Genomic DNA, 12,348 nt, shown 5'->3' with positions numbered 1-12,348 from the left:
CAGGGCCCGAATCGGATCGAGCAGTCCGCGGGCGATCGGGAATCCCAATCAGGATAGACGTTCGTATTGATGAGTGTAAATGAATAGGTGAACGGTAAAGTAATCCGGGTCGCATCGGTCCTGTTCGGCTCTGACGCTGCGATCATCGACGAGGCTGACCCGGCACTGCGGATGCCACTGCCGCTGATCCCGATGATGGTCGCGGCCATGGTCATGTCGGGCGTGCTGTGCGTCGCGGGTGACACCGAGGGGATCATGTGCGCCGGCCTGGCCGGGCAGTTGACGGTGGACATCAAGGCAATCGAACCCGCCACCAGCATTGAGCTGATGGCAACAAGAGCCGCGAAACACGATCGCCTGTGACCGGCTTGCCGGTCACAGGCGATCACAAACGGTCACATGGGCCTCGTGAGGGGCCGGTGGTGGACCTTTCAGTCTCCTATTACAACTCAGAACCCCAGGTCAAAGGGATATTGGCACGCCTGCGGCGGCTTTTGACGGCGATCGACGCCCGAGACTGGCACGAACCAGTACCTCAATTGTCCCAACTCGCACGCGACTGCCGCAACGGTCGACCCCGAGCAATCCGCGACCGCCTCACCCCCGAGGAATACGAGCACCTGCTCGAAGCCGTCCGCGCTGGCGTTCCGAAGCGGCAGTTGGCGACGCAGTTCGGCATCAGTCTTCGGAGCGTATACCGGCTCTTGGCGGATCGGCGGTAGGGCAGGCGTTCGGAGTTTGTTTTTCGGAGTCCGGGACCGTCGTCGGGTCTGACCTGGAAGGATCCTTGCCGTGAGTGGGCGTGGGCTGCGTCGCGCGGTCGTCTATTATCGTGTTTCCACTGCCCGAGAGGCCAGGATCGGTACCGATGCGGAGGAGTACGGCGATTCGATCGTGGCCCAGCAGGCGGCTTGTCGTCGCTTTGCGGCCGCGTAGCGGCTGGAGATTGTCGCAGAGTATCCCGAGCCCGGTTACTCGGGGATGGACATCTATCGACTCTAATCGGGATTTGGGCCGCCACGCCAGAGTCGAGTGGCGGCCCAGGTAGTTGTCTTGTTGACGTTGTGTCAGGTTGCTTTGCTGGCGGTTTGGGTTGTTCCTTCCTGGCAGTCGGCCCAGTTGAGGGTATAGAGGCCACCGGTTCCTGGTGCGGTGATGTACACCTGATTCTGGGTGAATCCGAGCCCGGTGCCGAACTTGCCGTTGGTGCTCGGGTCGGAGTAGGTGACGGTGGTGTCGATGTCCGCGGCGGGTTCGGCCGATCCGGTGATGTGGACTAGGCCGTCGTCGTCGCCGGTGGCGTAGTTTTCGTCGGGAACGCCGATCATGAGTTTCAGCGTGTCATTGGTGGCATGGCTGGTTGGGTCGAGATTGGCGAAGTGCACGGTGATGCCGAGGTGGTCACCTCCGGTGGGGTCCTCTCCCAGCGTATGGCCTTGGTAGTAGTGTCCTGCGTTGCTGTAGTCGCCGTCGTTGTCCTGCTTGACTACAGTTACGACGCCTTCGTTGTAGGTGTCGGGATCGTTGATGTCCTCCCATGGTGTGGAGATGGCGAACAGGGTCTCGACTGTCCATGCTCCGTTCTCGGGATCCCAGTAGTCGATGGCGGCGACGTTGTAGCCGAGGCGGTCGCCGGCTTCAGGAGCGCCGTTCATGTAAGTGTCGTTCTGGTCGAGCCAGGTCAGATACGTCGGCCAGCCCTCGGGGGAGGTGTTGTGGTTGAACACCAGTGCGCCGCCAGCGTCGCTTTCGGTGTTGCTGACGGTGTCTTCGAATGGTGCGCCGACGATCAGGCCGTTCGGCGAGGCCGCGACCGACCAGCCGAATTGGTCGCCCTCTTCGACGCCGCCTCCGACGCCGGGCGTGTCCTGGTCGACCCAGGATTTGCTGTCGCCTTGGATGTAGATGAGTGCGCCGCCGTCTTGGGTTTCGACACCGCGGCTGTCGCCGTCTCGGTAGGCGCCGGTGGTGTCGATCTGGACATCTTCGCCTGGTACGCCGACGGCCAGTACCGGTGTGCCGTCGGTGAGGTTGGTGGCCGCTAGCGAGTAGCCGAACTGGTCACCGGCCTCGTTCGCGCCTGGAATGCCCGGAGTGTTCTGGCTCATCAGATAGTCACCCGAGGTTCCGCCTTCTCGCTTGCCCGGAATGATCTGCACGTATCCCTGGCCGGAGTTTTCGCCGGGGATGCCGACGACGATCTCGGCGCATCCGTCGCCGTTCTCGTCATAGGTGTCGACGGCGAATCCGAACTGGTCGCCCTCCTCTGCGGCGCCGTTTACACCAGAAGTGTTCTGGTGGACGAGGCTGACCTGTCCGGTGGCGCCGTCGACGAACCAGATCGCTCCGGCGCCGGCGATGCCCTCGACGGCGTAGTTCGAGTACGGCAGCACCGCGTCGGCGTAGCCGTCGCCGTTGACATCGCCGTCGACGCCGAAGCAGGTTTCGGGGTCGGCCCAGGTCGGTGTGGGGTCGGCGAAGCGGGCTCCGGTCGATTCTCGGGTCCAGAGCGCGCCGATGTCGCCGTTGATGCCGGCGCTGAGGGTCAGCAGGTCGGCGTCGCCGTCGCCGTCGATGTCGCCGGTGGCCAGTCGGGTGTGCGGCCACGGGTTCAGGTCGGACTGGCAGCCGGTACATCGGCCCGAGTGGGCCCATGCCTTGGGAGAGCTGAACCCTGCTTGGTCCGGAAGCGCTTCGGATACCTGGAGTCGGATGCGGGTGCCGAACTGGTAGGCGGCGATTAGGTCGGGGAGGCCGTCGCCGGTGACGTCGGCGATGGTGACGTGGTCACGGTTGGTCTGCCAGTTGTTTGGGGTATCGACCGCGAGTACCGGCTCGGCGAGTCCGTCGGCCGAGCCGTAGCGGACGTAGATGTCAGCGCTACCGTCTGGGCCAGTGCGGATCTCGGCCACGTCGCCCCACCAGTCGTTGTCGAAGTCGGCGACGGCGAGTTCGATCTGCCTGGAGTCGCCGGTTCCGTCGGCGATCTGGGTGGGGGTCTGGAACCGATAGGGATCGTCGGTGGTGAGCTCGCTGACCCAGATCGAGTAGGCGTCGGTCCCGTCGCCGCGCATGAGGACGAGATCGTCCTTTTCGTCTCCAGTCAGGTCCTCGAGCTGAATTTGGGTATCGGACAACTCCCAACCCTCGTCTGCGGACAGCTCCAACGTTTCGAGCCGCTCGGTGGCGAAGATCTCGCCGTCAAGGCCGCACCGGTGGTCGAACCTGCCGCAGGTGCGCAGGGCCCAGACCTCGAATTCGCCGTCGCCAGGCACGGCGAGTACCAGGTCGTCGCGACCGTCGCCGTTGATGTCGCCGACTCTCCAGATTGCGTCGTCGAGGCGCCATTGCCGCTCGCCGCTCGCGTTGATCAGGTCCGTTTGGAAGACCGGCCTCTCGGATCGGGTGAACTCGCCATTGCCGTCGCCGGTGAGCAGGTAGACGTCGGAGTCGTTGTTCGCGTTGTTGACGATTGCGAGGGCGTCCACAATGCCGTCACCGGTGAATTCCCCGGTGATCAGGTCGCTGTGAGTCTCTCGGACTGTGATGTCGGCGAGCGTTTCGACCTGCTGGTTGTCGGCTACTCCGGTGTTGACGTTCACGTTGTCGATCGCGCCTGGCCAATGGTCGGTGACGCCGTCTGCGTGCCACACTGAGCCGATGCGTAGTGGCCCGTCAGAGGACCACAGGTCGAAGGTGGTCTCGCTGTTGTCGAAAGGCTTGCCGTCGACGTACAGCGTCACCTTTCCGGTGGCGGCCTCGTAGGCCACCGCCAAGTGGGTCCATCTTCCGACTTTCACGTCGGCGTCGGCGGTGATCGTCGTCCACGAGTATCCGCTCGCGTCCTGGCTTGGCGCCCGGAACGTCCATCGGTCGGTTGCCGGGAGGTAACCGAAGTAGAACGGGCTGACATAGTCCCCGTCTTGGCTGATGATATTGGCCGCGCTGTCGGTGCGGTCGAGTTTGACCCAACTGCCGATTGTGAAGTCACCTGCGGTATCGAGAACTGCCGTAGAAGTGACCGCCGTGGAAGTAGAGCCGTTCAGGCCGAGAGCCTGGCCTTCGACGCCTTCGACGAGTTCGACATCGGTCCCGGAGAGCGTGTGCTGTCTGCCCGACTGGTCGTCGAACGAGAAGTCGATGGAGTTGAAGTCCCAGATCCCCTCGGCGCGCTGCCCGAATCGGGCCACCTCTCCGGGGGCGAGCTTGCGGTCCCAGACCTTGACCTCGTCGATGTCACCGGCGAAGTGCGTGCCCTCGGTCCCACCGTAGAGGTCTCGTCCGATCACGAACGGTCCGTCGGCGTCGAATGAGTCGTCGATGGTGGTATTGACCTGGAGTTGGCCATCGACATAGAGGCTGATCCGGCTGTTCGAGTATTCATAGACGGCGGTGACGGTGTACCAGACTCCTGCTTCGGGATTGAGCGCGGCCGTCCCGGTCGAGGGACAGTGCAGACCCGCACCGGGCTCGTTGGTGTCAAGGTTGCAGACAGTGAACAGGAATGCTTGGTCCTCGCCGTCGTATTTGAGCATGAAACCGGAATTGACCTGGCCGTCCTGTGAAGCGATGGTGTAGTCGACGTCGGTCTCGTGCAGTCGGATCGAGGCCGAAACGGTGTAGGAGACGCTGGTGTCCAACACCGTTTCGCTGGTGGTGGCCTCGTCGTCGACGCCGTCGAAGGTCAGGTAGTTGAGGTGGTCGTTCGCGGCGTCGGCGGCGCTGCCGCCGCCCCAGGCCGGGCCGTCGAGGGTCAGGGGCCTGTCGAGGTCGCCTTCGTAGTCGTAGTCCTGGTCGGCGGCGGTGGTGCCTTCGCCTTCGTCGAGTTTCCAGTGCGCGACTGGGTCGGATTCGGTGTCGACTCGGAAGAAGTAGTCGGTCCGGTCCGAGGTGTTCCCGTGCGCGTCATAGGCCCAGACTGAAAGGGTCAGTTTCCCGCTGGTGGGTGGGTCGAAGGTGATGGTGGCTCCGGAGCCGGGGGTCCCGACCGGAACGGTGGTTTCGCTGACCAGGGGATCGCCGGTGTCGCCTGCTTGTTGGAGGCTCCATTTGTATCCGGCGGTGTCGTCGCTGATCGATTGGACATTGAATCGTCCGGTTTTGCCGACTGAGCCGTGCGGGAGGTCGTCGTCGGGGTAATCGGTCGAGGTCACGGTCGGCGGCTCGGGTGGTGTGGAATCGATGATGACCGTACAGCCGCCGGATGCCGCACCGGTGGCTCCGCCGGTGTCGCGGCCGGCCGCGGTTGCTGTGTAGACGTTGCCACTCAACTCGTCGGCATGCACAGTCCAGTTTGAGCGTTCCCGGTGAGCCGCTGAGGTGGTCCAGGTCTCCGTGGCGTCTGAGTCCTGGTCTTTCCACTTCAGTACGCCGGTCATGTTGTCACCTTCGGCGTCGGAGAACTTGGCTGATACCGGCCATGAGACGCCGGCGCCGAGTTTGACGGTCGAGTTCGCGGTGCATCGTTGGCCGTCGATGGTGAATGATCCGGGTTTGTTCGGGGCGGTGTTGTATTTGACGCTGAGGCTGACACCGCCGGCGCCGGAGTCGGTTTTCTCGGGCCCGAAGCGGCGGAAGCTCTCGCAGCAGGCGTCCTCGTTTGCGACTCGGAGGCCGAACTGGATGCTTGAATCGTTGGTGGTTGCGACGTCGTCGACATAGTCGGTGACATCGGTGACGATGTCGCGTGGCGCGGCACAGCCCTGGCCGACGCCTTCATCGCGCGTGGCGAGTTTGGTGCCCCAGCTGCCGTTGTTGTTCCACGTCCAGGTCTTGAGGTTCGCGTCGAGCTCGTAGATGCCGTAGGAGGGCGTGACGCCGTCGCAGTGCGGCAGCCAAGAGTAAGTCATCTGGAGGTTGAGGTTGGCGTCCAGGATGTCCTTGCCGCGGAATTTCGAGGTCGGGAACTCGAATGCCAGGCGCCAGGTCTGCTCTCGGCTCCCGTCTTCCTTGTGAGCTCTGCCAAGCCTCGCGGTCCCGCTCGGGCTCTTCTCGAAGCTGCCGCCGTCGTAGTAGTTGTGGTTCCGGTAGGACGGCCAGTCCGAGACCATGGCCCAGTGGCTGCGCTTGACGTTCACCCATTTGGGATCGATGCGCAAGGGGTAGACGGCGTCCGGATCGGTCAGGAGCGCCTGGTCGGGAGTGAGGGTGAGAACGCCGTCCGCGAAGTTGGTGGCGACTTCCGCCAAATGCGCGAAGGTCGTCGGCGACCAGCCATCAGAATCGGCATCGCCGGCGCCGTCGTCAGGACCAGTCGCGTCCCACATCATGGGTGTGGGGCCGCTGTAGACGACCTCGCCGCTGTAGTCGCTGATCTCGAGTGCACCGTTAGTGCCGATTCCGGCGGAGAATCCATCGAGTTCGACACCGAGGTCGATGCTCGCGACCTCCACGGAGGAGGCGGCCTCCGGGGTCTTGATCTCGAAGATCTTGGCGAACCCGTCGTTGGTGGCCCTGATTTTCAAGTCGACATCGGGGATGACCTCGGGGTACGTGGCCGTGTCGCCCTCGACGGTCGGCTCTGGCAGCGCCTCATGCCAAGTGTAGGAGACACTGCGGCCGTGGATGTCGGTCAATGTGGCGAGTACGGTGTCGCCGCCGCCGGACAGTTCGAGTCCGCTGTCGCTGTGGACCGGCACTAGCTGGTCGTCGGCGTTCTCAGTCAGGGTGTTGTCGATCGGTGCCCATGTGCCGTCGGGGAGTTGGGACTGGAACGGTTCGAGTGCGACCTGTTCGACGAACGTCCCATCTGGTGCGGCGAAGACTTCGGAGTCGGCTGAGCCGAGCGATTCGATCTTGACGTTCTGGCCGGTCGCGGCGGCCTCGTCCTGGGCGTCGGCGATCTCGCCGTCGGTGGCGATGTCCGAAGAGGCCGAACCGGGCGGAATTCCTTCTTCGATGGTGTCCTGGGCGAAGGCGGGTGGTGTGGTCAGGAGGGTGGCAGTCACCGCACAGGCAGCCGTAGCCGCCAGGCGCGACGCAATCTGACCTGGGGTTATGGATTGCAAGGGTGCTCCCTATTCGGTTGGTATGCAGGGGCCATGTCGTTGCTCGATGCGGAGCCTTCGACTCCGGAGAGTATGACAGATCTCGATGAGTTGTGGTGGGTCTGGAAGTCACGTACCACATAGCTGTGTATGGGTCAATGGAGCGAGATGGGTTGATTGTGCTGTAAGGACTCTGCTACAGTCACGGATCGAAATAACTGCATGTAACCCTCTGGAGCCCCTGTGGACGACACCCCCCGTGCACCCGAGCCCGAACCCCGCCGAACCACCAACGCCCACCTTCATATCCTGCCCGTGGCGGACCTGCCCTGGCGCCCCTCGCGCGCGACGATGATCCGGCGAGCCTCGATCTTCGGTGCCGTGATGCTGTTGGTGGTCGGCTTCTTCATGTGGGTCGGGGACTGGCAGGCTCCGTTCGAACCAGACGCGCCCGCATCAGTCGACTCAGTGCCGGGCGGCGACTTCTCCGCTTCCGATGAGGATCTGCCTGAAGACCAAGTAGACGGTAGCGAACTCTCCGGTGACCAGACAGTCGCTTTCCCTGCGCTCGGTTCGGTCGAGGTCGATATCGAAGCCGGTGCCACCACAGAGGTCGAACAGTTCGGTCTCACGATCAGTTCGATCGGCACGACTGATGTGCCCGAAAGCGTCCGAATCAGGTTGCTAGAAGCCTCAGCGAACGAGGGCTTGCAATGGACTGTCGAACGCACCGACGGCTCGGACGAGCCCGGCTCGGTCGAGATCGCGTTCGACTACGACGACTACCGGGGCGCCGGCGGCGCCGACTGGGACGACCGCCTCATGGTCCGCGCCGCCGACGGGGCCGAGATCGACTCCGACAACAACGGCATGGCCGGCACGCTGACCACCCGGATCGACCTCGACCGGACCTTCTCGGGCGGCAACTACTTCGGGCCCGGTGGCTCTGGCTCCCCTCAGGCCGGCAACACTACGGCTTCGGCGTCCTTCACGGTGACCGCCTCGGCCTCAGGTGACAACGGGACCTTCGCCGCCACCACGCTCTCGCCCGCGGCGACCTGGTCGGCTGGCAACCCTACCGGTGACTTCTCCTGGTCGTACCCGATCGAGCTGCCCTCATCGGCTGGGGGCCTCGACCCTTCGATCGCCTTCGCCTATTCCTCGTCCGCCGTCGACGGCCGCAACGAATCGACCAACAACCAGCCTTCAGTCATCGGCGAGGGATTCTCGTTCCACCCCGGTTTCATTGAACGCCGCTACACACCATGTCAACTGGATGACGAGGACGGCGCCAACAATCCGACTGAAGCCGAGACCGGCGGCGACAACTGCTGGCGCAGCGATAACGCCACCCTCTCCCTCAACGGCTCCGGCGGCGAGCTCATCCGAGACGATGACACCGGCGAATGGAAGATCAAGAACGACGATTCCTCCAAGGTCGAGAAACTGACCGGAGCCACCAACGGCGACAACAACGGCGAATACTGGCGGGTTACTACCTCAGCAGGCATCCAGTACTACTTCGGCCGCAACCGCCTCCCGGGCTACGGCTCCGGCGACACCGAGACCGGTTCGACCTCGACCGTGCCGGTGTTCGGAAACCATCCGGGCGAACCGTGCCATGCCACTGCCTTCGAGGACTCATGGTGCGACCAGGCGTGGCGCTGGGAGCTGGACTGGGTGGTCGACACCCACGGCAACGCCATCGCCTACTTCTACGAGGGTGAGACCAACCACTACCTACTCAACCTCGACGAGGACAACCCGGTCGACTACGACCGAGCCGCCAACCTGGTCCGCGCCGAGTACGGTCTGCGCGAGAACAACGCGTATGCCGGCGCGACCCACCGGGTCCGCTTCAGCCTCGCCGACCGCTGCATCGATGACGCGACCTGCGACTACGACCACCCTGAGAACTGGCCCGACACTCCGCTCGACCAGTATTGCGATGGCACCGCCGCCGACTGTGCGGACCAGTACACGCCCACGTTCTTCACCGATCAACGCTTGGCCTCGGTCACCACCGAAGTCAAGGTCGATGGCAGTTGGAACGGCGTCGACGAGTACGAACTGCGGCACTCCTATCCCGACCCCGGCGACTCGACCCGCGCCGGCCTGTGGCTGGAGGGTCTCCAGCGGACCGGCCTTGCCGGCGACGAGCCGGTTGCGATGCCGGAGATGTCCTTCGACGGCGTGCAGTTGTCCAACCGGGTTCAAAAGTCGATCGACACCAAGCCGCCGATGAACTGGTGGCGGATCTCGGCCGTACGCAACGGCACCGGCGGGGTCACGACCGTCGAGTACACGGACACCGAATGCGACGCCAAGAACGGCATCATGCCGGACTCGCCGCAGGACAACGACATGCGGTGCATGCCGGTCGTCACCACCCCGGCTGACGACAATGACGGTGTCACCGAGTATGACTGGTACCACAAGTACCTGGTCACGAAGGTCGCCGACATCGACACGGTCGGCATGTCTCCGCCGGTCACCACCAGCTATGAGTACCTCGGCGATCCCGCGTGGCGGATCACTGACGACGACGGATTGACCGATCCGGAGTACAAGACCTGGTCGCAGTACCGGGGCTACGGCACCGTCCGTACCATCTCCGGCGACGGCTCGGACGACCCCCTGGTCTCGCAGACGACCTATTTCCGCGGACTCGACGGTCAGAAGCTCCCCGATGGGACGACCACCTCGGTGGAAGTGGACGGCATCACCGACCACGACCAGTTCGCCGGTCGGCCCCGCACCGAAACCACCTATCTTGACGGCGAGGTGCTGTCGGAGACCGCCTACACCCCTTGGCGGTCGTCCCCGACCGCCACCCGGGTGCGCGACTGGGGCACCGTCCACGCCCGGCACACCGGCACCAGCCTGATCGAGGCGACCTCGCAGCTAGCCGACGGCACTTGGCGGACGGTGGCGACCGAGACGACCTACGACTCCTGGGGCATGGCCGTCGCCACCGAGTCCTCCGGGGACGTGAATGTCTCTGGCGACGAAGAGTGCACCAAGATCACATACGCGCGCAACACCAGTGACTGGATCGTGAGCCTGCCGGTGCGCACCGAGCACCTGGCGGTCGCCTGCGACCAGACGCCGACGTATCCCGACGACGTGATCTCCGACGAACGGATCTACTACGACGGCTCGACCACGTTCGGGACCGCGCCGACCACCGGAGACGTCACACAGACCGAGGTACTCAAGGACTACGACGGTGGAGATCCCGAGTACCTGGTGACCGGATCGGTCACCGTCGACCAATACGGGCGCGGCCTGACCTCCACCGATGTCGACGGCAACGTCACCGTCACCGAATACACGCCCGAGACCGGCGGGCCGATCACAGAGATCACCACGACCAATCCGCTCGACCACGCCACCACCCAGGTCTTGGAGCCACTGCGCGGTCAAGCGCTGCAGTCGATCGACGCCAACGGCAACGTCACCGAATTCGAGTACGACGCCCTCGGCAGACTCACCGCCGGGTGGACACCGGACCGAACCCGCGCCGCAGGATACGATCCGGCCTCGACCTTCGAATACCACCTCAGCGACGACGCGCCCTCGGCGACCGTGTCCCACGGCATCGGCCCCAACGGGGACTACACCACCACTTACGAGCTGTTCGACGGCCTCCTGCGGCCGATCCAGACCCAGATCCCCGCACCCGACGGCGGTCGAGTCCTCACCGACACCTTCTACGACACGCGCGGCCTCGTCCACAAGGAACACGGGGCCTACTACAACTCGGCAGCCCCCTCGACGATGTTGTTCGACGTCGCCGACAATGAGGTCCCGTCAACGACCGCTTACGAACGGGACACCTCCGGACGAGTGATCGACGAAGTGTTCTATTCGTTCGGGCAAGAGCGATGGCGCACTACCACCGTCTACGACGGCGAGCAGACCACGGTCATCGACCCCGACGGGCGGGCCGCCACCTCGATCTCCGACGCCAAGGGCAACACGGTCGAGCTGCGCACCCTCCACACCTCGGACCTAGACGGGGCCTTCGACGCGATCGAGTACGAGTACGACCTGGCCGGTCGCCTGACCTCGATGACCGATACCGGCGGCAACGAGTGGACGTACGAATACGACCTTATGGGTCGCCAGATCGCGGTCGACGACCCCGACACCGGCCGCACCGAGACGACCTATTACGACAATGGCCTGACCGAATCGGTCACCGACTCGCGCGGCGAGTCGATCTGGTACGAGTACGACGAGCTCGGACGGCCCATCTATGTGATGAAGGATGACTTCTGGGGCGAAGTCATCCAGGCCTACGAGTACGACGTCTTCGGGCTCGGCCTTCCGGCGACCACCCGCAGCTGGGACGAGGACCGCAACCTGTTCAAAACCCGCGTCCTCGCCTACGACGAAGCCAGCCGACCCACCGGCGTCCGCTACACGATCAACGGTGATGTCGGCGCCGACCTCGACCGGTCGTTCGACTTCCGATACGAGTACAACGCCGACGGTTCGATGTCGGCCCTGTACTACCCGGCAGCAGCGGGACTTCCCGAAGAACGCGTCCGAACCTCGTATTCCGATCTCGGCCTGCCCGAGACGACCTACTCGGCACGTCAGTGGTATGTCTCCGATAGCACCTACACCAAGTTCGCCGAACTGCAGCAGATGGTCTTCGACCCCGACGGGCCGAACGCCACCGAGGCCCCGGTCGCTTGGCAGTCCTATACCTATGCCGACGGCACCCGCCGGCTGACCAACTCGGACTTCTCGATCTCGACCGGCCCCGACCATGTGGTCTCCAACGCCACCTACGACTACACCGATGCCGGGCTGGTCACCTCGATCGACAATCAGTCCAGCTTCGGCGCCGACACGCAGTGCTTCACCTACGACTACCTCAAGCGCATCACCGACGCCTGGACCGGTGCCACCCCCGAGGACTGCGAGGCCGAGCCGACCGATCCGGCACAGGTAGGCGGCGCGGCGCCCTATTGGCAGTCATGGACCTTCGACGAGTCCGGCAACCGCTCCAGCCAGGTCGACCACCTCGAGTCCGAGACGATCGACTACACCTATGACGCCGAGCAACCGCACACCGTCACCGCCGCGTCCGTCTCCGGCCCCGAGGGCACCCAGACGCTCAACTACGCCTACGATCCCGCGGGCCACACGACCACACGGCCGAACGCCAACGGTCTGGCCCAGACCCTCACCTGGTCACCGGACGGGCACCTGGAGACCCTCGAGGAAGGCGGTGACGTCACTGACTTCGACTACACCGCCGACGGCACCCGCATCATGCGGACCGACCCCGACGGGACGACCACGCTCTACCTGCCCGGCATGGAAGTCGTGCAACACCCCGACGGGA

At 64.2% G+C, this 12,348-nt stretch carries 4 protein-coding genes; 3 read left to right on the top strand and 1 reads right to left on the bottom strand.

Features of this window, described 5'->3' with window-relative positions:
• The first annotated feature begins 87 nt into the window (after positions 1-87).
• Together JFB92_RS24435 and JFB92_RS27135 are read left to right on the top strand one after the other, a co-directional pair.
• The gene (locus JFB92_RS24435) at positions 88-363 is read left to right on the top strand and encodes a hypothetical protein (RefSeq protein WP_199044509.1); all 276 of its coding nucleotides are present in this window, start codon (positions 88-90) and stop codon (positions 361-363) included.
• Positions 360-722 carry a helix-turn-helix domain-containing protein gene (locus JFB92_RS27135; RefSeq protein ID WP_372451692.1) on the top strand — a complete coding sequence of 121 codons (363 nt, stop codon included), beginning with the start codon at positions 360-362 and terminating at the stop codon, positions 720-722. Before JFB92_RS24435 ends, JFB92_RS27135 begins: the two co-directional genes overlap by 4 nt.
• Positions 723-1,067: 345 nt before the next feature.
• On the opposite strand, the gene JFB92_RS24425 is transcribed toward JFB92_RS27135, so the two are convergent.
• Complete coding sequence (locus JFB92_RS24425; RefSeq protein WP_199044506.1) at positions 1,068-6,947, bottom strand: LamG-like jellyroll fold domain-containing protein; 5,880 nt, start codon at positions 6,945-6,947, stop codon at positions 1,068-1,070.
• A gap of 747 nt (positions 6,948-7,694) precedes the next feature.
• On the opposite strand from JFB92_RS24425, the gene JFB92_RS24420 reads away from it, so the two are divergent.
• Positions 7,695-12,348 (top strand): RHS repeat domain-containing protein (locus JFB92_RS24420; protein WP_199044505.1); only part of this gene is annotated, 4,654 nt, incomplete at its 3' end.

It is taken from the genome of Glycomyces salinus (genome assembly GCF_016428645.1).
Taxonomy (GTDB): Bacteria; Actinomycetota; Actinomycetes; order Mycobacteriales; family Micromonosporaceae; genus Glycomyces; species Glycomyces salinus.
The sequence above is the reverse complement of the archived record's forward strand: the minus strand, read 5'-3'. Positions and strand labels throughout refer to the sequence as shown.